At 50.5% G+C, this 23,397-nt stretch carries 28 protein-coding genes; 15 read left to right on the top strand and 13 right to left on the bottom strand.

Annotated elements, in window-relative coordinates:
* Positions 1 to 21: 21 nt before the first annotated feature.
* From flgG to flgB, 6 genes are read right to left on the bottom strand one after another with little or no spacing between them, the layout of a single operon-like run.
* Positions 22 to 804: a flagellar basal-body rod protein FlgG gene (flgG, locus tag C2U43_RS09585; protein WP_003036202.1), complete on the bottom strand. Its 783-nt coding sequence runs from the start codon at positions 802 to 804 to the stop codon at positions 22 to 24.
* Between the two features lie 13 nt (positions 805 to 817).
* Positions 818 to 1,573 (bottom strand): flagellar basal body rod protein FlgF, encoded by a 756-nt coding sequence (locus C2U43_RS09580; RefSeq protein ID WP_103285015.1) that lies wholly within the window; start codon positions 1,571 to 1,573, stop codon positions 818 to 820.
* Between the two features lie 20 nt (positions 1,574 to 1,593).
* On the bottom strand, positions 1,594 to 2,847 hold the full coding sequence (gene flgE / locus C2U43_RS09575; RefSeq protein ID WP_103285014.1) for a flagellar hook protein FlgE: 1,254 nt from the start codon (positions 2,845 to 2,847) through the stop codon (positions 1,594 to 1,596).
* Positions 2,848 to 2,873: 26 nt separating this feature from the next.
* Complete coding sequence (gene flgD / locus C2U43_RS09570; RefSeq protein WP_008784359.1) at positions 2,874 to 3,572, bottom strand: flagellar hook assembly protein FlgD; 699 nt, start codon at positions 3,570 to 3,572, stop codon at positions 2,874 to 2,876.
* 11 nt (positions 3,573 to 3,583) lie between these two features.
* Positions 3,584 to 3,988 carry a flagellar basal body rod protein FlgC gene (flgC, locus tag C2U43_RS09565; protein WP_003036191.1) on the bottom strand — a complete coding sequence of 135 codons (405 nt, stop codon included), beginning with the start codon at positions 3,986 to 3,988 and terminating at the stop codon, positions 3,584 to 3,586.
* 3 nt (positions 3,989 to 3,991) lie between these two features.
* Complete coding sequence (gene flgB, locus C2U43_RS09560) at positions 3,992 to 4,408, bottom strand: flagellar basal body rod protein FlgB (protein ID WP_003036189.1); 417 nt, start codon at positions 4,406 to 4,408, stop codon at positions 3,992 to 3,994.
* A 157-nt stretch (positions 4,409 to 4,565) separates the two neighbouring features.
* Between flgB and flgA the strand changes: the two genes are divergently transcribed.
* From flgA to flgN, 3 genes are all read left to right on the top strand, one after another.
* Positions 4,566 to 5,225 (top strand): flagellar basal body P-ring formation chaperone FlgA, encoded by a 660-nt coding sequence (gene flgA, locus C2U43_RS09555; RefSeq protein WP_008784358.1) that lies wholly within the window; start codon positions 4,566 to 4,568, stop codon positions 5,223 to 5,225.
* 93 nt (positions 5,226 to 5,318) lie between these two features.
* Positions 5,319 to 5,612, top strand: coding sequence for a flagellar biosynthesis anti-sigma factor FlgM (gene flgM, locus C2U43_RS09550; RefSeq protein ID WP_003832153.1), 294 nt, complete (start codon positions 5,319 to 5,321; stop codon positions 5,610 to 5,612).
* 3 nt (positions 5,613 to 5,615) lie between these two features.
* The gene (flgN, locus tag C2U43_RS09545) at positions 5,616 to 6,038 is read left to right on the top strand and encodes a flagella biosynthesis chaperone FlgN (RefSeq protein ID WP_003036178.1); all 423 of its coding nucleotides are present in this window, start codon (positions 5,616 to 5,618) and stop codon (positions 6,036 to 6,038) included.
* A gap of 85 nt (positions 6,039 to 6,123) precedes the next feature.
* Here the strand turns inward: flgN and murJ are convergent, their stop codons facing one another.
* From murJ to rimJ, 4 genes are all read right to left on the bottom strand, one after another.
* Entirely contained in the window at positions 6,124 to 7,659 is a 1,536-nt protein-coding gene (gene murJ, locus C2U43_RS09540; RefSeq protein WP_003832150.1) for a murein biosynthesis integral membrane protein MurJ, read from the bottom strand.
* A 222-nt stretch (positions 7,660 to 7,881) separates the two neighbouring features.
* A complete protein-coding gene (locus C2U43_RS09535) occupies positions 7,882 to 8,805 on the bottom strand; it encodes a Gfo/Idh/MocA family protein (RefSeq protein WP_048235654.1) in 924 nt (307 codons plus the stop codon).
* 1 nt (position 8,806) lies between these two features.
* Positions 8,807 to 9,454 (bottom strand): YceH family protein, encoded by a 648-nt coding sequence (locus C2U43_RS09530; RefSeq protein WP_020996497.1) that lies wholly within the window; start codon positions 9,452 to 9,454, stop codon positions 8,807 to 8,809.
* A 34-nt stretch (positions 9,455 to 9,488) separates the two neighbouring features.
* On the bottom strand, positions 9,489 to 10,073 hold the full coding sequence (gene rimJ, locus C2U43_RS09525) for a ribosomal protein S5-alanine N-acetyltransferase (RefSeq protein WP_003832145.1): 585 nt from the start codon (positions 10,071 to 10,073) through the stop codon (positions 9,489 to 9,491).
* A 258-nt stretch (positions 10,074 to 10,331) separates the two neighbouring features.
* Here rimJ and mdtH point away from each other — a divergent pair, with 258 nt between their 5' ends.
* The 9 genes from mdtH to C2U43_RS09480 all read left to right on the top strand — a co-directional run bounded on the left by mdtH (position 10,332) and on the right by C2U43_RS09480 (position 17,078).
* Positions 10,332 to 11,540, top strand: a complete 1,209-nt coding sequence (gene mdtH / locus C2U43_RS09520) for a multidrug efflux MFS transporter MdtH (RefSeq protein WP_003832142.1) — start codon at positions 10,332 to 10,334, stop codon at positions 11,538 to 11,540.
* Between the two features lie 114 nt (positions 11,541 to 11,654).
* The gene (locus C2U43_RS09515; protein WP_020996498.1) at positions 11,655 to 12,215 is read left to right on the top strand and encodes a lipoprotein; all 561 of its coding nucleotides are present in this window, start codon (positions 11,655 to 11,657) and stop codon (positions 12,213 to 12,215) included.
* Positions 12,216 to 12,320: 105 nt separating this feature from the next.
* Positions 12,321 to 13,367 carry a dihydroorotase gene (gene pyrC, locus C2U43_RS09510; protein WP_008784353.1) on the top strand — a complete coding sequence of 349 codons (1,047 nt, stop codon included), beginning with the start codon at positions 12,321 to 12,323 and terminating at the stop codon, positions 13,365 to 13,367.
* Between the two features lie 65 nt (positions 13,368 to 13,432).
* Positions 13,433 to 13,678: a DNA damage-inducible protein I gene (dinI, locus tag C2U43_RS09505; protein WP_003036157.1), complete on the top strand. Its 246-nt coding sequence runs from the start codon at positions 13,433 to 13,435 to the stop codon at positions 13,676 to 13,678.
* Between the two features lie 340 nt (positions 13,679 to 14,018).
* Positions 14,019 to 14,273 carry a biofilm formation regulator BssS gene (bssS, locus tag C2U43_RS09500; protein ID WP_103285013.1) on the top strand — a complete coding sequence of 85 codons (255 nt, stop codon included), beginning with the start codon at positions 14,019 to 14,021 and terminating at the stop codon, positions 14,271 to 14,273.
* Positions 14,274 to 14,387: 114 nt separating this feature from the next.
* Positions 14,388 to 15,503 carry an N-methyl-L-tryptophan oxidase gene (gene solA, locus C2U43_RS09495; protein WP_032942951.1) on the top strand — a complete coding sequence of 372 codons (1,116 nt, stop codon included), beginning with the start codon at positions 14,388 to 14,390 and terminating at the stop codon, positions 15,501 to 15,503.
* A gap of 55 nt (positions 15,504 to 15,558) precedes the next feature.
* Complete coding sequence (locus tag C2U43_RS09490) at positions 15,559 to 15,672, top strand: YceO family protein (RefSeq protein ID WP_003036148.1); 114 nt, start codon at positions 15,559 to 15,561, stop codon at positions 15,670 to 15,672.
* Between the two features lie 262 nt (positions 15,673 to 15,934).
* Positions 15,935 to 16,501: a cytochrome b gene (locus C2U43_RS09485; protein WP_048235659.1), complete on the top strand. Its 567-nt coding sequence runs from the start codon at positions 15,935 to 15,937 to the stop codon at positions 16,499 to 16,501.
* A gap of 1 nt (position 16,502) precedes the next feature.
* Positions 16,503 to 17,078, top strand: coding sequence for a YceI family protein (locus tag C2U43_RS09480; RefSeq protein WP_003832130.1), 576 nt, complete (start codon positions 16,503 to 16,505; stop codon positions 17,076 to 17,078).
* 45 nt (positions 17,079 to 17,123) lie between these two features.
* Here the strand turns inward: C2U43_RS09480 and trhO are convergent, their stop codons facing one another.
* Positions 17,124 to 18,176, bottom strand: coding sequence for an oxygen-dependent tRNA uridine(34) hydroxylase TrhO (trhO, locus tag C2U43_RS09475; RefSeq protein ID WP_103285012.1), 1,053 nt, complete (start codon positions 18,174 to 18,176; stop codon positions 17,124 to 17,126).
* A gap of 220 nt (positions 18,177 to 18,396) precedes the next feature.
* Here trhO and C2U43_RS09470 point away from each other — a divergent pair, with 220 nt between their 5' ends.
* The gene (locus C2U43_RS09470; RefSeq protein ID WP_103285011.1) at positions 18,397 to 19,317 is read left to right on the top strand and encodes a Kdo(2)-lipid IV(A) acyltransferase; all 921 of its coding nucleotides are present in this window, start codon (positions 18,397 to 18,399) and stop codon (positions 19,315 to 19,317) included.
* A gap of 155 nt (positions 19,318 to 19,472) precedes the next feature.
* Entirely contained in the window at positions 19,473 to 20,693 is a 1,221-nt protein-coding gene (gene mdtG, locus C2U43_RS09465) for a multidrug efflux MFS transporter MdtG (protein ID WP_048235661.1), read from the top strand.
* Positions 20,694 to 20,757: 64 nt separating this feature from the next.
* Here mdtG and C2U43_RS09460 read toward each other — a convergent pair whose 3' ends face one another.
* Positions 20,758 to 22,089 carry a sensor domain-containing diguanylate cyclase gene (locus C2U43_RS09460; RefSeq protein ID WP_048236462.1) on the bottom strand — a complete coding sequence of 444 codons (1,332 nt, stop codon included), beginning with the start codon at positions 22,087 to 22,089 and terminating at the stop codon, positions 20,758 to 20,760.
* 692 nt (positions 22,090 to 22,781) lie between these two features.
* On the opposite strand from C2U43_RS09460, the gene C2U43_RS09455 reads away from it, so the two are divergent.
* Complete coding sequence (locus C2U43_RS09455; protein ID WP_103285978.1) at positions 22,782 to 23,159, top strand: MysB family protein; 378 nt, start codon at positions 22,782 to 22,784, stop codon at positions 23,157 to 23,159.
* On the opposite strand, the gene C2U43_RS09450 is transcribed toward C2U43_RS09455, so the two are convergent.
* Positions 23,160 to 23,387: a YceK/YidQ family lipoprotein gene (locus C2U43_RS09450; protein WP_003832117.1), complete on the bottom strand. Its 228-nt coding sequence runs from the start codon at positions 23,385 to 23,387 to the stop codon at positions 23,160 to 23,162. It abuts the gene before it with no gap.
* Between the last annotated feature and the right edge of the window lie 10 nt (positions 23,388 to 23,397).

Here is a 23,397-nt window from a genome sequence, read left to right as displayed (position 1 = left end):
TTCACCCCACCGGGCTCCACTTTAGAGTTGCGTCAGTTTTTGCAGCATCTGATCGGTGGTCGATACCGCTTTACTGTTGATTTCGTAAGCGCGCTGAACCTGGATCATGTTTACCAGCTCTTCCGCCACGTTGACGTTAGAGGTTTCAACATAGCCCTGATACAGCAGACCCGCGCCGTTCAGCCCCGGCGTGCTCTCATTCGGCGCACCGGATGACTGCGTTTCGGTGTACAGATTCTCACCAATGCTTTCCAGACCGGTATCGTTCATGAAGGTTGTCAGGTTAAGCTGCCCGACCTGAACAGGCGCCGCCTGCCCCTGTTGGGTCACGCTGACAATACCGTCACGTCCAATGGTGATACTGAGCGAGTTAGCCGGAATGGTGATGGCAGGCTGAACCTGAAAACCACCCGCCGTCACCAACTGGCCGTTCTGATCCACCTGGAAAGAACCGTCGCGGGTATAAGCGGACGTACCATCGGGCAACATGACCTGGAAAAAGCCCTGGCCTTTAATCGCCACATCTTTACTGTTGTTGGTCTGCGACAGGTTACCCTGGCTGTGTAAACGCTCGGTCGCAACCGGACGTACGCCGGTACCAATCTGCAAACCAGACGGCAGTGTGGTCTGTTCAGAAGACTGTGCGCCAGGCTGACGAATCGTCTGGTACAACAGATCTTCAAATACGGCACGTTGGCGCTTAAATCCGTTGGTGCTGACGTTTGCCAGGTTGTTGGCAATCACATCCATGTTGGTTTGCTGCGCATCCAGGCCGGTTTTGGCGATCCATAATGAACTGATCATAAAATGTCCTGTATTAACTCATCGACAGCAGTTGGTTGGCGCGGCCCGCGTTATCATCCACGCTACTGATAATTTTCATCTGCATTTCAAAGCGGCGGGCGTTGGCGATCATGTCGCTCATCGCAGCAACCGGTTTAACGTTACTGCCTTCCAGCACGCCAGACATCACACGGATGCTGGGGTCGGCCTGTAACGTCGCACCACGGGTGGCCTGTGTGGCCTGGGTCAGACGGAACATACCGTCATCGCCACGTTGCACTTCAAGCCCTGTAGCCTTCACCAGCTTCAACCGCCCCACTGGCGCGACCGTATTAGCCGGATCGCCAGGGTTAAGTGCAGAAATGGTCCCGTCCGCCGCAATGGTGACTTCCGAGCCTTCTGGTACGGCGATCGGTCCGGCTTCGCCAATTACCGGGTGTCCCTGAATAGTCAGTTCACCCGTTGGGCTTACCTGAATAGCGCCGTTACGGGTATATCCTTCGCTACCGTCCGCAGTCTGCACAGCCAACCAGCCATCTTGTTGCAGCGCCACATCCAGCGGGCGGGAGGTATAGTCCATCTGACCGGGCGTCATATCGGCCCCCGGCGTGGAGGCCACCACCAGCGTACGCGTTGGTAAAGACAATCCTTCTACAGGAACCGCGCGCAGTGCATTGAGCTGCGCACGAAACCCTGGCGTGGAGGCGTTTGCCAGGTTGCTGGCCGTCACCGCCTGTTGATTCAGCGTCTGACTGGCCGCGCCCATGGCGGTATAAATTGCGTGATCCATTAAGCCATCCCGTCAGGCGCTTAGCGCAGGTTGACCAGCGTGTTGAGGATCTGATCCTGGGTTTTGATGGTCTGCGCGTTCGACTGATAGTTACGCTGGGCGACAATCATATTCACCAGTTCTTTACTCAAATCCACGTTTGACGCTTCCAGCGCGCCGTTGGTCAGCTTGCCGAAGTTACCTTCGCCTGCGGTACCCAGCAGCGCCACGCCAGAAGACTGAGTCGCCGCCCAGACGTTGTCGCCCTGAGACGCCAGACCTTCGTTGTTGGCAAAGTTTGCCAGCACGATCTGCCCCAGAACCTGTTGCTGTTCGTTGGAGTAGTTACCGACCACGGTACCGTCATTGTTAATCTGGTAGCTCACCAGATCGCCCGGCTTGTAGCCGTTCTGATTCGTGGCAACGATGTTGTTGGCACCGGTGTTCTGCTGCATGGAGTTCAGGAAGCTCAGGGAGAAGTTCGCCGGAACTGCGCCATTGATCGGACCGGTTGTAATTTTGATATCCTTTGGCCAGACGGCTGGAGCCGTCGGTGGTACTTCGGCTGCCGTGGCGCTAATACCTAAAAACAAACCATTATTATCAAAACGCATAAACCCTGCCGATTTCTCAGCATCCCCAGTAGAAGCATCTTGAGTGAAGACTTCCCAGGTGTTGCTCTGCGCGTTTTTGACATAAAAAATGTTCATGTCATGAGCGTTACCCTGGCTATCGAAAACGGTAACACTGCCTTTTTTATTGTAGGAATCCGCATCGCTTGGATTAAACGGGGTCTTGGTTGGCACTTTGTCAGTGGAGTTCAGGTTGACCTGCATTGACGCAGTGGTGGTTGATTTAGCCGCCATCAGCGTATTCGGGATAGTGATCGGTGCCGGGTTCGCACCCTGCTGTATGGTTGGTGGTGTACCGGTAGCCGGATAGCCTGTCAGCTGCAGCCCCTGCATGTTAACGATATTGCGGTTTTCATCGAGTTTGAACTGACCGTTACGGCTGTAGAAAACGGAACCGTTGCTGTCTACCATACGGAAAAAACCGTTCTGGCTGATAGCAACGTCCAGACCACGTCCGGTGTTGGTGGTAGTACCGTCGGTAAAGTCCTGAGTAATACCCGCAACTTTAACGCCCAAACCGACTTTCGAACCGGCAAACATATCGGCAAAAGATGCCGTGCCAGATTTAAAACCGTAGGTGGCGGAGTTGGCGATGTTGTTACCAATGACATCGAGGTTGGTCGCTGCAGCGTTCAGACCGCTGACCGCTTGAGAAAAGGCCATGACTTACTCCTGATAAGTGTGAAGGCTTAAATTATCTGCCGTACTTCGTCGAGGGTGGTGGTTCCATAGGTGCCCAGATCCAGCGTATTACCGCCGTTACTGCGAATAACGCCCTGCACCAGCGCAAACTGAAGCGGCTGGGCCACCAGTTGCGTTCCGCCATTACTGGCAGCAATTGACACGTTGTAAGAACCGCTTGGTGCATCCGTGCCATCGGTCATGGTGCCGTCCCAGGTAAAGGTATGAACGCCTGCTTTCAACCCGCCAATGTCAATGGTGCGCACCACTTTGCCGTCTTTATCGGTAATGGTTGCGGTAACCTTATCTGCCGGTTGCTGCAGCTCAATTCCAAATGGTGTTGTCGTGGTTTTGGCACCCTCTTCTGTCCCTTTACCGGTCAGGATGGTGGTACCCGGGATCATGACCCCGTGGCCAATCAGCGTACTGGCCTGCAGCGACTGACTGTTGTCGATCTGCCCGGAGATCGACCCTAACGTGGTGTTCAGCTTCTCAATCCCGCTCACGGTACTGATTTGCGCCAACTGGGTAGTCAGTTCGTTGTTTTGCAGCGGGTTGGTAGGGTCCTGGTTTTTCAGTTGTGCAACCAGCAGCGTAAGAAAGCTGCTTTGCAGGTCAGCGGCGTTGCTGCCCGTCAGGGAGCTGTTCCCCGTGGCGGCATTAACCCCCGTCGTGCTCGGGTCATTCATTTTTACAGCAATAGACATGTGCGCCTCCTTTACTGGCCTAGCGTCAGCGTTTTAAGCATCAAGCTTTTCACGGTGTTGAGCACTTCGACGTTTGCCTGGTAGCTACGTGAGGCAGACATGGTGTTGACCATCTCGCCAACAACGTCCACATTCGGCATTTTTACGTAGCCGTTCGCATCGGCCAGCGGATTACCGGGTTCATAAACCAGCTTATCCGGCGCCTGACTTTCAATGACGTCAGCGACTTTTACGCCACCGGTTGCCGCACCTGGCGCAGCATCTACCTGAAAAACAACCTGCTTCGCGCGATACGGCTGACCGTCGGGTCCGCTGACGCTATCCGCATTCGCCATGTTGCTGGCCGCGACGTTCAGGCGTTTAGACTGAGCCGTCAGCGCAGAACCTGCGATATCAAAAATATTTAACAGCGCCACGAATTAGTTCCCTCCTTGCAGCACGTTCATCATGCCTTTGATTTGTCCACCCAGCGCCGTCAGCCCCATTTGATACTTGAGGCTGTTGTCTGCAAATTGCGTGCGCTCCCGGTCCATATCTACCGTGTTGCCATCAAGAGACGGCTGGTCAGGAATACGGTAGAGCAGCTCCGTAGACGGCGCAGAAACGGTCTGGGCCGGAATGTGTTGTGCAGAGGTCAGCGTCAACGAAACGCCGCCGGTTTCTTCCCGTCCTCGCACCATGACTTTTTTTAATTCACTGGCGAAATCCAGATCGCGCGCCTGGTACCCCGGCGTGTCGGCATTGGCAATGTTGGCCGCCAATATTTCCTGGCGTTGGGCGCGCAAATTCAGCGCTTCCTGTTGAAAACGTAAGGCGGCGTCGAGCTTATCGAGCATATCTCCTCCGCAAATGACAAAATTCAGCCGACAGCTTAAATCCCATTACGCGCGCGTTATCGCCGGAATAAACGCAAAATGCGTCGCTATTTGTTGCGTTGATGACTGCGTCACACAGGTAAAATCCTGCCACTACCTGAAAAAGCGCGAGGTTTTGATGCAAACGTTTAAACGTGGAATAGTCGTGGCAGCACTGCTGTTCAGCCCTATGACGCTGGCACAAGACCTGAATTCGCAGCTAACGGCATGGTTTTCCCAGCGCCTGGCCGGATTTAGCGATGAGGTGGTAGTCACTATCCGAACGTCACCAAACTTATTGCCCAACTGCGAACAACCGGCATTAAGCGTGTCAGGTAGCGCAAAACTGTGGGGCAATGTGAATGTGCTGGCCCGCTGTGCCAACGAAAAACGTTATCTGCAAGTGAACGTGCAGGCGACGGGAAACTACGTTGTTGCCGCTGCATCCGTAGCGCGAGGTAGCACCCTGACCCCAGCCAGCGTAACGCTGAAACGTGGTCGACTGGACCAACTACCGCCGCGCGCGGTGCTGGATATGAGCCAGGTGCAAGATGCAGTGAGCCTGCGCGATCTGGTGCCGGGCCAACCGATACAGCTTTCGATGTTGCGCCAGGCATGGCGGATCAAGGCCGGTCAGCGCGTACTGGTTATTGCCAACGGAGATGGCTTTCGGGTCAATGCCGAAGGTAAAGCGCTGAACAACGCCGCTGTCGCACAGAATGCGCGAGTGCGGATGATTTCAGGCCAGGTGGTGAGCGGCGTCGTCGATTCTGATGGGAATATTCTTATTAACCTATAATAGGTTAAAGATTTTTTAGCGTGTGCCGATAGATAAACAACCAATGATTACAGCGGGCCGCTATAGCGTAACCCCTCGATGAGGAAAAATAAAATGAGCATTGATCGTACCTCACCATTGAAGCCAGTAAGCACCGTTCAGCCGCGTGAAACCAGCGATGCGCCGGTACAAAAAGCGCGGAAGGAAAAAACCACCGCGACCACCAGCACCAGCGTCATGCTGAGCGACGCTCAGGCCAAACTGATGCAGCCCGGCACCAATGACATCAATATGGAACGTGTGGAAGCACTGAAAACCGCAATCCGTAACGGTGAATTGAAAATGGATACCGGAAAAATTGCCGACTCGCTGATTCGCGAGGCGCAGAGCTACCTACAGAGTAAATAAAGTATGACTCGTTTGTCAGAAATACTTGACCAGATGACGACCGTCCTCAATGACCTAAAAACGGTAATGGATGCTGAACAGCAGCAGCTTTCCGCAGGGCATATCAACGGCAGCCAGCTACAGCGTATTACAGAAGAAAAAAGCTCCTTGCTGGCAACCCTTGATTATCTTGAGCAGCAGCGCCGCCTGGAACATGACGCCACGCGCAGCGCCAATGATGAGATTGCTGAACGCTGGCAGACTATCACCAAGAAAACACAGCATTTACGCGACCTCAACCAGCACAACGGTTGGCTGCTGGAAGGGCAGATCGAGCGTAATCAACAAGCAATACAAGTGCTGAAACCGCACCAGGAACCGGCGTTGTATGGCGCAAACGGTCAAACCTCTGCTGCGCACCGCGGCGGGAAAAAATTCTCTATTTGATGTCAGCCTGATAACGTTTTGCTTATCAGGCCTACGCCTTTTGTAGGCCGGATACGGCGTTATGCCGCCATCCGGCATTGATCCTTTACGCCGTCCGGCGCACAAACTCTTTTACTTTAAAGCCCAGTACGGCGAGTGCTGCGAAGTAAGCGGCAATACCTGCCACCACGACCGCCATCAGACGCAGCAGACGCCACAACATCGTTCCCTGCGACCAATCCGGCATGATGTAGAGCATCCCAACCAGCACCGCAGACATCACCAGCACGGAAATCACCAGACGCGCCAGGAACCAGCTCCAGCCCGGTTGTGGGGTAAAGATTTTCTGTTTCCGCAGTTGCCAGTACAGCAGTGAAGCGTTCAGACATGCCGCCAGACCAATCGACAGCGACAGCCCGGCATGCTTTAACGGCCCGATAAACGCCAGGTTCATCACCTGGGTCATAATCAGCGTCACAATGGCAATCTTCACTGGCGTTTTAATATCCTGGCGCGAGTAAAAGCCCGGAGCCAACACTTTCACCACGATCAAGCCAATCAAACCTACCGAGTACGCCACCAGCGCACGCTGGGTCATCGCGGCATCAAAGGCGGTAAATTTACCGTACTGGAACAGAGACACCGTCAGCGGTTTGGCCAGAATACCCAACGCTACGGCACTCGGTAATGCCAACAGGAAACACAAGCGCAGGCCCCAGTCCATCAGACGACAATATTCATCATGATTACCGCTGGAAAAGCTTTTGGACAGCGATGGCAGCAGGATAGTCCCCAGCGCCACGCCCAGAACACCGGACGGAAACTCCATCAGACGGTCGGCATAATACATCCATGAAACTGAGCCAGAGGCCAGAAACGAGGCGAAAATCGTATTGATGATCAGTGAAATCTGGCTGACCGATACCCCAAGGATCGCCGGGCCCATTTGCTTGACGACACGCATCGCCCCCGCATCACGGAAGTTCACGCGCGGCAGCACCAGCATGCCAATTTTCTTCAAGTGCGGAAGCTGATAAATCAGCTGTAGCACGCCGCCAACCGTAACGGCCCACGCCAGCGCCAGCACCGGCGGGTTAAAATAGGGTGCCGCAAATAGCGCGAAGCCGATCATGCTGATATTCAGAAAGGTCGGGGCAAACGCAGGAATGGAAAAGCGGTTCCAGGTATTAAGGATCGCACCAACCAGTGAGGCCAGTGAAATCAGTAGAATATAGGGAAAAGTGATCCGCAGCAGTTGAGTGGTCAGCGCAAATTTATCCGCTGTGTCGGCAAATCCCGGCGCGGTGACTAATATCACCCATGGCGCAGCCAACATCCCGGCTACCGTCACCACGGCCAGCGCCAGCGTCAGCAGTCCGGAAACGTAGGCAACAAACACGCGGGTAGCATCTTCCCCCTGCTTGCTTTTGTACTCAGCAAGAATCGGCACAAATGCCTGCGAAAATGCGCCTTCGGCAAAAATTCGGCGCAACAGGTTAGGAAGTTTGAATGCCACAAAAAAGGCATCTGTCGCCATCCCTGCACCAAAGATTCTGGCGACAATCGCATCACGCGCAAAACCCAGCACACGTGAAAACATCGTCATCGAGCTGACGGCTGCCAGCGACTTTAATAAATTCATCTATGTTGTATTCCAGACTCTGAGGCAAAACCCCGACAAACCTGCCCGTAGGTCGGATAAGGCATTCTCGCCGCCATCCGACACTTTTGCTGTGCCTGATGGCGACACCCTGGCACCTTATCAGGCCGACAAACCAGCCTATGGTTGAAAAGAGGTGTTATTTTGAGTGGGCATATAGTACCTGGATTACAATGAATTACTACCGCCAGATGTTACAGGGGGTTATTCAGCCATCGCCTCCCGCCACAGCTTTTCAACAACACGCTGGGCCAGTAGCGCCTGCTCGCCTGCCGTCTGGGGAACCGTCTGATTTTGCACGCACTCAATGAAATGACGCGCACATCCGGCAAAACCACGCTGTTCTAAGGTCGTTTGCCAGCCCGCTATCGGCTTATGAACAACACCTTGCCCACGCTCTTCCCGCCATTCCCGCATATCAGTTACGTCAATCAGGCCGCCGTCCGTCACCGCCTGCACGCTCTCGCGCTGGCTACCGGCACGGCGATGCATACTGGTCGTTATCTGCATTTGACCGACAGAAAAATGATGCTCGGCGTAGAGCATCGCACCAGATTCATTGGTCAGCAGCGTGCCGTTTTTTAACTGCGCCTGCCCTCCCGCCAGCCACAAAGCGGTATCGACCACGTGCAGATAGTCGTCCAGCAGAGTGAAGCGCAGATCGTGCGGCCCAACGCTATCCGTACGGTGCTTATCCATACGTACAGACGCTGCGGTGCTCAACTGGGTTTTGAGATCCTGGTACAGCGGTGCAAATCGACGGTTAAACCCGACCATCAGCGTGAGTTTTTTCCGCGCGGCCAGCTCGACCAGTTGCTCAGCCTCGTGCAGATTTTCCGCCAGCGGTTTATCCACACACACGTGAACTCCGGCATTCAGCAATTCACTGACTACCGCATAGTGCGTCGCGGTACTGGAGTGGACGAAAACCGCGTCACAGGTTTGCGCCAGATTCTTCAATGAATCCACGTAGGGTATTCGCCAGGTATCACAGATACGCTGCGCTTTATCGCGTGAAGGTGAAAATGCGCCTTGCAGCGTCCAGTCCGCGGAGGTGCCTAGCACGGGTAGCCAGGCCTTTTGTGCAATACCGCCCAAGCCGACTACGCCGATACGTAATTTTTTCACGTTAGTCTCCCAGGTGCGCCAGCAAGGAATCAAGTCGCTGCTTAAGTTCTGCGACTTCCGTTTCCAGCGCTTCCACGCGCGCCTGCAGATCACCGGAGGCTACAGGGGGTTCATCTGCCGCGGCAATGGCTTCATCAACCTCACCACAAAACAGGTGCATATAGCGACTTTCACGTTTGCCCGGCTCACGCGCCAGGCGGATCACATAAGGCCCATCTTCCCGGTTCGCCAGATTTTCCAGCGTCGACTCCACTTCGGCCATATCGCTGAATTCGTACATACGGGATGCGCGGCTACGCAGTTCACCAGGCGTCTGAGCGCCCCGCAGCAGCAGTGTGGTGATTATGGCCACCTCTGCGGCACTAAGCTTCAGATTGCCAAATTCAGAGTTGCAGAAACGCTGCTCATATTTCGTGACGCGATTGCCAAAACCGCTCACCGTGCGCAGAAAATGTCGCTTAACCAGGTTATCCAACTGCTCCTGCACGTCCGATTCCGACAGGTTCATCACCGGTTCACGATTCGTTTTTTGATTGCAGGCTGTTACGACTCCATTAACGGAGAGTGGGTACTGTTCCGGCGTGGTCACTTGTTTTTCTAATAAACAGCCAATCACTCGCGCTTCGGTGGCGGTTAATTCGTATTTCATCGTCTTCTCCATTAATCATAGCTGCATCTGAAACTTAGCGGCCGGGGGTCCATTCTGATGTGGTCAACGCCGTCAGCACGTGATCGCGCCACTGCCCGTCAATCAGCAGGTAGTCTTTGGCATACCCTTCTTTTTCAAAACCCAGTCGCGCCAGCAGGTCACCGCTGCGCTTATTATGTGGCATGTAGTTAGCCATAATGCGGTGAATATGCTGCGTGCGCTGCATATAACGGATGGCCGAGGTTAAGGCTTCATACATTAGCCCCTGCCCCTGCCATTTCTGCGCAATGGAGTAGCCGAGATAACAGGCATGGAAGGATCCCCGCACTACGTTTGAGAAGTTCGCAACGCCGATAATCTCTTTTTCGTCCGGATCGAGCAGCGCAAAATAATAGGCGGTGCCCTGTTTATGAAACTCAGAGATCATGCTCAGACGCGCCTGCCAGCCGGACGGATAGCAGTGGCTTTCATCGCGAATAGGTTCCCAGGGTTTTAAGAAATGACGATTTTCTGCGTAATAATCTGCCAGACGCCAGGCATCACGCTCATGCACTAAACGCACGACCAGGCGGTCGGTGGTTAAGCGCACTTTTGGCACGTTACTGCGATAGCCAAACATTCTATACCTACTCCTTCCCGTAACGTCTTCAATACGCTATTCGCATTACTATACCTGTGCGAATACGCCCTGTGAAAAGAGCAAAATGCCATTTTTTGAATTATTCACACATTTTGATGAAAACTCTCTATCAAGACGGACTTTTGATAAAAAATATTGTCCCGCGAAGGGTGGGAAAAGCGATGACGACACCGCAGAATAGGAGGTGCTTATCTTTTAAACTCTATCCAGAGTGACGAGTTTTTCCCTGGAGGGGAAATGTCGCAAGTCTCGCAGGCAAGGAACCTGGGTAAATACTTCCTTCTCATCGATAATATGCTGGTCGTGCTGGGTTTCTTCGTCGTTTTCCCGCTGATCTCAATTCGTTTCGTCGACCAAATGGGCTGGGCCGCCGTGATGGTCGGTATTGCACTAGGATTACGTCAATTTATCCAGCAGGGGTTGGGTATTTTCGGCGGTGCTATTGCGGACCGTTTCGGTGCAAAACCGATGATCGTCACCGGCATGCTGATGCGCGCTGCCGGGTTCGCCACCATGGGCATTGCCCATGAGCCGTGGCTGCTGTGGTTTTCCTGCTTTCTTTCCGGACTGGGCGGTACACTATTTGACCCACCCCGCTCGGCGCTGGTGGTTAAACTGATCCGCCCGGAAAAGCGCGGGCGCTTTTTCTCTATTCTGATGATGCAGGATAGCGCCGGGGCCGTGGTTGGCGCGTTGCTTGGCAGTTGGTTATTGCAATACGATTTCCGTCTTGTCTGTGCCACCGGCGCAATTTTGTTCGTTCTGTGCGCGGCCTTTAACGCCTGGCTGCTCCCGGCATGGAAGCTGTCGACAGTGAAAATTCCAGTGCGCGAAGGGATGAGCCACGTGATGCATGACAAGCGCTTTGTCACCTATGTGCTGACGCTGGCGGGCTATTACATGCTGGCGGTACAGGTGATGCTGATGCTGCCAATCATGGTGAACGACATCGCAGGTTCACCGGCCGCCGTGAAATGGATGTATGCCATCGAGGCGTGCCTCTCATTGACGCTGCTCTACCCAATTGCCCGCTGGAGTGAAAAACGTTTTCGCCTTGAACATCGTCTGATGGCCGGTCTGCTGGTGATGTCTCTGAGCATGATGCCGATCGGTCTGGTGGGGAATTTGCAGCAGTTGTTCACCCTGATCTGTACGTTCTATATTGGCTCGATCATCGCCGAACCAGCGCGTGAAACCCTTAGCGCCTCACTGGCGAATGCACGTGCCCGAGGAAGCTATATGGGCTTCAGTCGACTGGGGCTCGCTATCGGCGGCGCAATTGGATATATCGGCGGCGGCTGGCTGTTTGATATGGGCAAGGCCCTGGCACAGCCTGAGTTGCCCTGGATGATGCTCGGTATTATCGGCCTCATCACCTTCCTGGCGCTGGGCTGGCAATTCAGTCTCAAACGCCCAACGAGAGGCATGCTGGAGCCAGACGCCTGATAGCCGAACCTGCTTCCGGGCGCTTTTCAGTTTTTTCTGCTGGCGTCCGGGGCGCTGGTACTCGATGATGCTTTGTGTCACGATTACGCCACATGCATCATGTTGAGGAACCCCATGAAAAAGTTTTTTTTTGCCGCTGCACTGATTGTCAGCGGCCTGTTGGTTGGTTGTAATCAACTCACGCAATACACGGTTAGCGAGCAAGAAATTAATCAGGCCCTGGCAAAGCATAATAACTTTTCTAAAGATATCGGCTTGCCCGGCGTTGCTGAAGCACACATCGTACTAAATAATCTCGCCAGTCAGATTGGCCGTGAAGAACCCAATAAAGTGACGCTGACCGGAGATGCCAACCTGGACATGAATTCCCTGTTTGGCAGCCAAAAAGCGACCATGAAGCTGAAGTTAAAAGCCTTACCGGTATTCAACAAAGAGAAAGGCGCAATTTATCTGCAAGAGATGGAAGTCGTGGATGCGACCGTGACACCAGAAAAAATGCAGTCGGTACTGCAAACGCTGATGCCTTATTTAAACCAGTCGCTGCGTAACTATTTCAACCAGCAGCCAGCCTACATTCTGCAGGATGACAGTAGCCAGGGTGAAGCACTGGCGAAAAAACTGGCGAAGGGAATTGAGGTGAAACCGGGGGAAATCATCATCCCGTTCACCGACTAATAAAACTGAGGGCGCCGATGCGCCCTTTTTTTTCGTGCAAACGAAAACGTTTCCGCTTATCCTTTGTTTCCGGCAAAAAAGACTATCCTCAGCCGGAGCATATTAATGACTGCACCATCCCAGGTTTTAAAGATCCGCCGCCCAGACGACTGGCATCTTCACTTTCGCGATGGCGACATGTTAAAAACTGTCGTGCCCTACACCAGTGAAATTTATGGTCGCGCCATTGTCATGCCGAACCTGGCACCGCCCGTCACCACGGTTGACGCGGCTATCGCTTATCGCCAGCGCATTCTTGACGCGGTACCTGCTGGACACGACTTCACACCATTAATGACCTGCTACTTAACGGATACGCTGGATCCCAACGAGCTGGAACGTGGATTTAACGAAGGCGTATTCACCGCAGCAAAACTCTATCCGGCCAATGCCACCACCAACTCGACGCATGGCGTAACCTCTATTGACGCCATCATGCCGGTGCTGGAGAGGATGGAAAAATTGGGTATGCCGCTGCTGGTGCACGGCGAAGTGACGCATGCAGATATCGATATTTTCGATCGCGAAGCGCGCTTTATTGAAACGGTGATGGAACCGCTGCGCCAGCGTTTGACCTCGCTGAAAGTAGTGTTCGAGCATATCACTACCAAAGATGCTGCCGAATACGTGCGCGACGGTAACGAGCTTCTGGCAGCGACTATTACGCCACAGCACCTGATGTTTAACCGCAACCACATGCTGGTTGGCGGGATTCGTCCTCACCTGTACTGCCTGCCGATCCTCAAACGTAACGTCCACCAACAGGCGCTGCGTGAACTGGTTGCCAGCGGGTTTACGCGCGCCTTCCTCGGTACCGACTCAGCGCCGCACGCACGTCATCGCAAAGAGTCAAGCTGTGGCTGTGCTGGATGCTTTAATGCACCGACCGCACTAGGCAGCTATGCCACCGTGTTTGAAGAGATGAATGCGCTGGACCATTTCGAAGCCTTCTGCTCACTCAACGGCCCACAGTTCTATGGTTTGCCGGTAAATGAGACCTTTATTGAGCTGGAACGCATGGAGCACCTTGTTCCTGAGAGCATAGCGTTGGAAGACGATACGCTGGTGCCTTTCCTGGGTGGCGAAACGGTACGCTGGTCAGTAAAAAGCTAAAAAAAGTGTAGCCAACTGATTCGATTAACTGTATAAATAAACAGTATATTCAACAGGGGGCTACTATGCGTATTGAAGTCACTATTGCCAAAACTTCACCTTTACCTGCCGGTGCAATTGACGCACTGGCAGGTGAACTCTCCCGCCGTATTCAGCACCATTTTCCGGATAACGAAGGTAACGTTACCGTCCGTTATGCCGGCGCAAACAATCTGTCGGTTATTGGCGCGACCAAAGAGGACAAAGAACGCATCAGCGAGATCCTACAGGAAACCTGGGAAAGCGCGGATGACTGGTTCATCAACGAATAAATAACGATATGCAGTGATGTTTGTTTGCCGGGTCGCCCCGGCTTTTTTATACACGCTATCTTGTAATCAATTGCGCATTTCTTCTGACGAGCATTTAATTTAATATTAACCCACCGATTATCTTTTAACCAAAGCAACAAAATAATTGTGCAACATACTAAAAAAAAATGAATAACATGTCGGTTTCTTAGTCAGATAACGCTGAAAACAAAAAATTTATGCCCTTCCCTCTTTAAATTTTCAATGAATACCCTTATTTATTGATATACTGAAGTTGCTTCAGAAAAAAACGCATTGAACCTCGAAAACCGTTGTCTAGTAACACGAATTAGGGGGCATGATGGAAAAGAATAATGAAGTCATTCAGACTCATCCGCTTGTAGGGTGGGACATCAGCACTGTTGATAGCTACGATGCGCTGATGCTGCGTTTGCACTACCAAACCCCGAACCGCCCTGACCCGGATGGGACTGAAGTTGGTCAAACGCTCTGGTTAACCACTGATGTTGCCAGGCAATTTATTTCGATATTAGAAGCAGGAATCGCCAAAATTGAATCTGGCGATTACCAGGAAAATGAGTATCAGCGACATTAAACCTGATACATCCAACCATCAAAAGGCACCTTAGCGGTGCCTTTCTTATTTCCAGGTTGAATATTCCAGGTCAGTTATTTACCCTTCTACTATCGCGATTGCAGAGAGAAGCGGATGAAATACGACTTAATCATTATTGGCAGCGGTTCGGTAGGCGCCGCAGCTGGATACTATGCCACTCGTGCCGGTCTGAAGGTTCTGATGATCGATGCGCATATGCCACCACATCAACAGGGCAGCCACCACGGCGATACTCGATTAATTCGTCATGCTTATGGCGAAGGAGAAAAATACGTTCCGCTGGTGCTACGTGCACAAACATTGTGGGATGAACTGTCCACCCATAATGAAGAACCGATTTTTGTTCGCTCCGGAGTTATCAACCTCGGTCCGGCAGAGTCAACCTTCTTAGCAACTGCAGCGCAAAGCGCAAAACAGTGGCAACTTAACGTTGAACAATTAGATGCAGCGGCCATCATGGCTCGCTGGCCGGAAATTCGCGTACCTGACAACTATGTCGGTCTGTTTGAAGCGGAGTCCGGTTTTTTACGCAGTGAGTTAGCAATTAAAACCTGGATCCGTCTGGCGGAAGAAGCAGGCTGTGCGCAACTGTTTAAATGCCCGGTCAGCGCAATTCATCACGGTGATGATGGCATCACGGTAGAAACGGCTGACGGTGACTACCACGCGAAGAAAGCAGTGATCAGCGCCGGCACCTGGGTGCAGGCTTTAGTCCCTGAACTACCGATACAACCTGTGCGCAAAGTGTTCGCCTGGTATCAGGCCGATGGGCGCTACAGCGTTAAGAATAACTTCCCGGCCTTCACCGGCGAACTGCCAAATGGCGATCAATACTACGGTTTCCCGGCTGAAAACGACGAGCTGAAAATTGGTAAGCACAATGGCGGACAGGTAATTCACTCTGCAGAAGAGCGTAAGCCATTTGCCGCTGTAGCCAGCGACGGTTCTGAAGCCTTCCCATTCCTGCGCACAATTCTGCCTGGCGTTGGCTGTTGCCTGCACGGCGCATCCTGCACTTACGATAATTCACCGGATGAGGACTTTATCATTGATACTCTGCCGGAACATGACAATACGCTGATCATTACTGGGCTGAGCGGACATGGCTTTAAGTTTGCTTCTGTACTGGGAGAGATTGCGGCAGACTTCGCTCAGGACAAACAGTCTGAATTTGACCTGACCCCCTTCAGGCTAAGCCGTTTTAAGTGATAATAAATGAATGGCCTCGTTGGTGAGGCCATTTTTAATGACAGGAATAACGTCAATGCGCCGTATCTTTCACTATCTGGTTAATAATATTCGCGAGCACCTTATGCTCTACATTATTTTATGGTCGCTGCTGGCCATTATGGATGTAATATATATTATGTTTTTCTAATTCCTGCGCGCTGACAATAATTGACAAAAATTGAGATTAGCTTAATTTTCATTGCAATAAACTGAACAATAACAAAAACCACAACACCCCATAGACTAAGCCCCGCCACATATTTTCGCACTAATCCCTTGATGATTACCTCAACAATCAGTCAACTTTATTGAACAAAAAATAAATATCATCACTATTGTTATTTATTAGTTGCATTAATGTCTTTTACACGCCATTTTCATTCACTTCTGAAATATCAATCGGTGTGCTTATGCAATTCAATAATACTCCACAGCGCTATGGCGTAGTGTCAGCCACATTACATTGGCTGGTTGCGATTGCTGTATATGGCATGTTTGCGTTGGGGTTATGGATGGTCACGCTTAGCTACTATGATGGCTGGTATCACCAGGCCCCCGAACTGCATAAAAGCATCGGCATCCTACTCATGATGGGACTGGTTATCCGCGTTATCTGGCGGTTGTTCTCCCCTCCGCCTGCTGCGTTGGCAAGCTACTCCCGTTTAACCCGTATCGCCGCGGCAATGGGTCACCTCGTACTTTATTTGCTGCTCTTTTCAATAGTCATCAGCGGATATCTGATTTCCACCGCAGATGGCAAAGCGATAAGCGTCTTTGGCTGGTTCGACATTCCCGCCACCCTGGCCAATGCGGGTTCCCAGGCCGACCTCGCCGGTAGCTTGCACCTGTGGCTTGCGTGGACCGTGGTGATTTTATCCCTACTACACGGACTGATGGCCCTGAAACATCACTTTATTGATAACGACGATACCCTCAATCGCATGTTGGGAAAATCGTCATCTGACTATGGAGCTTAAAATGAAAAAAAACCTGCTGGGACTTACACTCGCTTCTCTTTTATTCACCACCGGGTCGGCCGTGGCGGCAGATTACAAAATTGACAAGGAAGGACAGCATGCCTTTGTTAATTTCCGTATTCAGCATCTGGGTTACAGCTGGCTGTACGGCACTTTCAAAGATTTCGACGGTACGTTTACCTTTGATGAGAAAAATCCCGCAGCCGATAAGGTTAACGTAACCATCAACACCAACAGCGTTGACACTAATCACGCCGAACGCGACAAGCATCTGCGCAGTGCAGATTTCCTTAACGTGGCAAAATTCCCGCAGGCTACCTTCAGCTCCACCAGCGTGAAAAAAGAGGGGAATGACCTGGATATCACCGGTAATTTGACCCTGAACGGCGTTACTAAACCGGTTACGCTGGACGCGAAGCTCATCGGTCAGGGTGGCGATCCCTGGGGCGGTACGCGCGCTGGTTTTGAAGCGCAAGGTAAGATTAAGCTGAAGGATTTCAACATCACCACCGATCTCGGACCTGCATCGCAGGAAGTCGATTTGATCATCTCAGTGGAAGGTGTTCAGCAGAAGTAACGCATGAATTACCGGATGAGGTTCTGCCCCTCATCCGGCATCATGTTATTTCGCAGGGTCTGGAATACCCAGTTTGGTATTCAGGTGACCGCGTGATTTATTGAAGATTTTATTGCCATTTTCACGTCCCGCACGACGACGCCGTTGTTCCTCTTCCGGCAACTCACTCTCTTCGCTACACAGCTCGCTACAGCAGCCTTTATATTTCTGCGCACAAGCCGGGCACTGAATAAACAACAGATGGCAGCCATCATTTTTGCAATTAGTATGGCTATCGCACACCGTGCCGCACTGATGGCAATGCGCGATAACATCTTCAGAGATCCTTTCGCCCATACGCTCATCAAAGACAAAGTTTTTACCGACAAAACGTACCGGGAGTCCCTGTTCACGCGCCTTGCGGGCATACTCAATAATACCGCCCTCAATGTGCCAGACTTTGCTAAATCCATTGTGTTTCATCCAGGCGCTGGCTTTCTCACAGCGGATCCCACCCGTGCAGTACATCACGATTTTTTTATCTTTATGCGCCTGCATCATTTCAACAGCTTTCGGCAACTGGTCGCGGAACGTGTCTGCCGGGATCTCCAGCGCATTCTCGAAATGACCCACCTCATATTCATAGTGGTTGCGCATATCAATGAATACCGCTTCAGGATCGTCCAGCATGGCATTTACTTCTGCCGCCTTGAGATAATCCCCCACGTTGCTGGCGTCAAAGTCTGGATCGTCAATACCATCCGCCACGATACGTTCGCGGACTTTCATACGCAGTACCCAGAACGATTTACCGTCATCATCCAGCGCAATATTCAGACGTAAATCCTTCAATGCAGCATCAAACGCATAGAGTTGCTGGCGAAATGCCTCGACGTTGCTTTGCGGTACGCTGATTTGCGCGTTAATTCCTTCATGGGCAAGATATACTCGCCCGAAGACGTTCAATGCGGTGAACATCTGGTACAGCGCATCACGCGTGTGCTGAGGATTGGCAATGGTGAAATATTTATAGAATGAGATCGTCGTGCGCGGCTCGGTCTCGGCCAGCATTTTGGCTTTGAGGGCGTCGTTCGAAATGCGGTTGTGTAACACTGGCATGGTGTACGTATCCTGCAAATAAGGAATAAATGAAAATCGGCGGCATAATAAAGCAAACATCGCCAATTTACATCCACACATTTTACGCTACATTTCATACTTCACGATAAAATCGCAACAACAATTGCGGAATTAATCACCGTTCTCCCGTCACAAATTTTTGATACGCGCGAAAAAATGCGACAATACAGGGAATTGGTCGTTTGAAGACAGGATAGACATGACGAATTTACCCAAGTTTTCGGCTGCGTTACTGCATCCACGTTATTGGTTAACCTGGCTGGGTATTGGCATCCTTTGGTTAATCGTGCAGTTACCCTACCCCATCCTCTTTAAGTTGGGCTGTGCGTTAGGTCGACTAGCGCTACGTTTGATGAAACGTCGGGCAAAAATTGTTTCCCGAAATCTGGAACTGTGCTTCCCGCAGATGAGTGAGCAGGAACGCCAGCAGATGGTCGTCAAGAACTTCGAATCCGTAGGTATGGGCGTAATGGAAACCGGGATGGCCTGGTTTTGGCCCGATAAGCGTATTTCGCGCTGGACGGAAGTGATCGGAATGGAACATATCCGTGACGTTCAGGCGCAAAAACGCGGGATTCTGTTAGTGGGTCTGCATTTTCTGACTCTGGAACTGGGTGCGCGCCAGTTTGGCTTGCAGGAGCCGGGTATTGGTGTGTATCGGCCTAACGACAATCCGCTGCTGGACTGGCTACAAACCTGGGGCCGCATGCGCTCGAATAAATCAATGCTCGATCGTAAAGACCTGAAAGGGATGATTAAAGCCTTGAAAAAGGGCGAAGTGGTCTGGTACGCGCCGGATCATGATTACGGCCCTCGCGCCAGCGTGTTTGTACCACTTTTTGCCGTTGAACAAGCCGCAACAACCTCAGGGACCTGGATGCTTTCACGCATGTCCAATGCCTGCCTGGTACCGTTTGTTCCCCGCCGCAAACCTGACGGTAAAGGGTATCAATTGATTATGTTGCCTCCAGAATGTTCACCACCGTTGGACGACGCAGAGACTACAGCTGCGTGGATGAACAAAATTGTTGAGCAATGCATCATGATGGCGCCAGAGCAGTATATGTGGTTGCATCGTCGCTTCAAGACGCGTCCTGAAGGCTCCCCTTCTCTGTACTGACGCAGAGTTGCAGCCCAGTGGGCTGCAACCCGCTCCCTACCCGTTTTAGGTTTAACTGCTATCCGCATTGCAGCAACTATCAACCAGGCGCATAATTAGCCTGCTTACTTATATTCAATCGATAGCGCAAACAGCGCATCACACTGCGGATCGCTATGTCACCCTCAGATGCCCCCATAAACTGGAAACGCAACCTCACCGTTGCCTGGTTAGGTTGTTTTTTAACCGGAGCAGCATTTAGCCTGGTCATGCCCTTTTTGCCTCTTTACGTCGAGAGTCTCGGCGTCACGGGTCATAGCGCCCTGAATATGTGGTCAGGCCTGGTCTTCAGCATCACCTTTCTCTTTTCAGCCATTGCTTCTCCTTTCTGGGGTGGCCTTGCCGATCGCAAAGGACGAAAAATCATGCTGCTGCGTTCCGCGTTGGGCATGGCAATTGTGATGCTGCTGATGGGACTGGCGCAAAATATCTGGCAGTTCTTAATCCTGCGCGCCTTGTTAGGGCTGCTTGGTGGATTCATCCCCAATGCGAATGCACTGATCGCCACCCAGGTTCCACGCAATAAAAGCGGCTGGGCACTGGGAACGCTTTCAACCGGTGGCGTTAGTGGCGCACTGCTCGGGCCGCTAGCTGGCGGCCTCCTCGCGGATCAGTACGGATTACGCCCTGTATTTTTCATCACCGCCAGCGTGCTGCTGGTCTGCTTCATCCTGACGCTATTTTTTATCCGCGAGCGTTTCCAGCCGGTGAGCAAGAAGGAGATGCTGCACATTCGTGAAGTCGTGGCCTCTTTAAAGAACCCCAAACTGGTGCTGAGCCTGTTTATCACCACTTTGATCATTCAGGTAGCCACCGGTTCTATCGCGCCAATACTGACTCTGTACGTTCGAGAGTTGGCTGGCAACGTCAGCAATATTGCGTTTATCAGTGGGATGATAGCCTCTGTCCCCGGCGTTGCGGCATTAATCAGCGCCCCGAAACTTGGCAAATTAGGCGATCGAATTGGCCCGGAGAAGATCCTGATCGTCGCGCTGATCGTTTCTGTGTTACTGCTTATTCCAATGTCATTTGTCCATACGCCCTTGCAGCTTGGTGTTCTGCGCTTTTTATTGGGTGCGGCCGACGGCGCTCTGCTCCCGGCGGTACAAACGCTGCTGGTTTACAACTCGACCAATCAAATAGCTGGACGTATTTTCAGTTATAACCAGTCATTTCGCGATATCGGTAACGTAACAGGACCTCTAATGGGGGCAGCGATATCCGCCAACTACGGTTTTCGTGCCGTTTTCTGTGTGACCGCGGGCGTCGTACTGTTTAACGCCCTGTACTCGTGGAATAGCCTGCGCCGTCGTCGGAGTACAGAGGTCGTGGGATGATTTGTGTATTTGTATTCGCCGGTTCGGAATAATAAACTTATCTTACACGGCGTATATTTCAACCTTAATGATAATAGTAACACACCTTATTTCTGCCAGAATTTTTGGCTTCATACAATGCGGCATCGGCGTATGAAACAACTTTATCCGCTGATTCATCATCAATTTTACTGCAATATACACCGATACTTATAGTCATTTTTTCTTTTAACTCATACGAATTTGGTATTGTCGTACCATTCTCTACATTTCGCCTAATTCGCTCTGCAACAACAATTGCCTCATCTTTATCGTTACACTTAAGAAGGATCGCAAATTCTTCACCGCCTACTCTGGCAAAAATATCCGTATCTCTGATTGATTTATTGACAATATCGACAATGCTGATTATCACTCTGTCACCTTCCTGATGACCGTAAGTATCATTAATCCGTTTGAATTTATCAATATCCAGAACCATTACACATACTGTGCCTTTTGCTAATGATGATTTTAATGACTTATAGAATAGTTTACGATTATATATTTTAGTCATTGCGTCTTTAATAGCTGAATCCGTTTCTTTTTTTAAGATGATGAAGGTGTTGTACATCAGTATTGAGATTATACACAGGGCACTTATCACCTCAATCCCCCGGCTTACATACCAAATATACATGCTATATTCATCCAGGCTCAGAAGTAGTACATTGGTCAATATTGCTGAGCAACACAGTAGCCCTATACTTTTCCACAAGATGTTATGCGTTCTGGTTTTAATGATTAAATACAACAGGACCAGTCCCCAGGATACAATAAGCGAATAAATGTACCCAATATGCCAGTGCACGGTGACATTATCAGGCTTCAGGCTTGTGATCTCGAGTGTAAAATTAGGGTTGTAACTGGCCAGAGCGTGCGCCACCACCGCGATAACAAGCATGATTAAAAAAGACAGAACGATATAGCAAGGTTCTCTTTCTTTGGTTTCAATAACTGTCGAGGATACTTTATAAGATTTTAATGAAACAAATAGCAGAGCAATGAAACTAATCTGCCGAAAGTAATAGAATATGGCTATATCGTTAGTTCTTTTTTCGATTGAGGCATAATCATTAATCAAGTCCTGAACGATGTAGATAGTCTCGATAAAAAATATGTTATTCCCAAGAAACGCCATACCTAATATCATAAGGCAGGTGAGATCTTTTCTACAAAGATACTGGAATAACATAAACAGGAAGATTATCCCATATAAAAAGAATAACCCTACAATTATAATCAGATATACTGTTTGCGGCACACTTTGTATCGTTAATTTAAATTGTGTAAGACACACTCCACCAAGAACATAGCTAGCCAAACAGATTATATAGAAAGCCATTAACCTTCTATTATTTGAATTGCCGTTATCCATAACAACCTTAAGGGCTCTCTTAATTTTGCATTTTATATAATAAAGCATAAGATTTTGCAAACTATTATATCTGCACAGATTCAATGACACTAATTCATTTCTTATTTAATGGTTTCTTATAGATTTATAACCTTTGTCATTAATAACATTTTATTATGTATACTATTTTAGTATCACTCACACCATTCACAGCCCTCATACACAAAAGATACTTTGTCACTACCAGAGACACCACTAAGTTTAGCCACTTTCATTGATTGCACCTGCGACACTTCCGTATTGGGCATTAATTTTCTTCTTTGTTTTTATTAAGTTATGAAATATTACGTCATAAGCGATCGGATTCCCTCTCTAAAACACATAAAAAATAACGTTCAACCCTGAAGATTTCCTTATATAACGTCATTTTTTAATTTTTTGATTTTCATTACTACATTGCAAATCACATACATTACTATTTTTTCTTGAATTTTTTTCCTGATATTACGTCGGCTTCAGTATCTGCCAATGTAAATTTTTTCATAAACAACCGAAGTTACTTTCCCCCAGTCTCGTAGGCATTGCAGGCAGTAATCATCTGATTGAGTGAGCCATGCAGCTAACGGGTTTGACGCTCTGCGGATCGCCGTCTATAGATTGAATCATCCCCCTTTATTGTTCGCCTTAGGAGAAGAAATATGGCAAAGAATGACATGAGTTTTTATGCCACGTTGGAAGAGGCCATTGATGCAGCTCGTGAAGTGTTTCTGGCTGATAACCCTGACCTTGAGTCAGACGACGCCAGCGTTCAACAGCTAAGCGTCCAAAAATACGTGCTACAGGATGGCGACATTATGTGGCAGGCGGAATTCTTTGCTGACGAGGATGATGTAGATGGTGAATGTCTTCCAATCCTGAGCGGAGAAGCGGCCCAGAGCGTTTTTGATGGCGACTATGATGAAATTGAAATCCGCCAGGAGTGGCAGGAAGAAAATACGCTTCACGAATGGGATGAAGGTGAATTCCAGCTGGAACCTCCCCTTGATACTGAAGAGGGACAGACCGCAGCCGATGAATGGGATGAGCGATAATTACTCGTAAGGTCCATGATGTATGTCGAGCGGCAGCAGCAACGTATCAAACACCAGCGAAAATGGCAGATCGAGGATAGTGACGTAGCGCCATGCGGAGTCCCTAACATCCCATTGCACGCCAGGATAGTATTGGTTTCCGTGTCCTTGCCCTGGGATGGTACGACTAATAATGCTGCCGCATCCGCTCAGGAAGAAGATCATTATTCCTACAGCCAATATTCGCACCTGCTACCTC

Source organism: Citrobacter freundii complex sp. CFNIH9 (assembly GCF_002903305.1).
In the GTDB taxonomy this organism is placed as follows: domain Bacteria; phylum Pseudomonadota; class Gammaproteobacteria; order Enterobacterales; family Enterobacteriaceae; genus Citrobacter; species Citrobacter portucalensis.
This window is presented reverse-complemented; position numbering and strand designations above follow the sequence as displayed.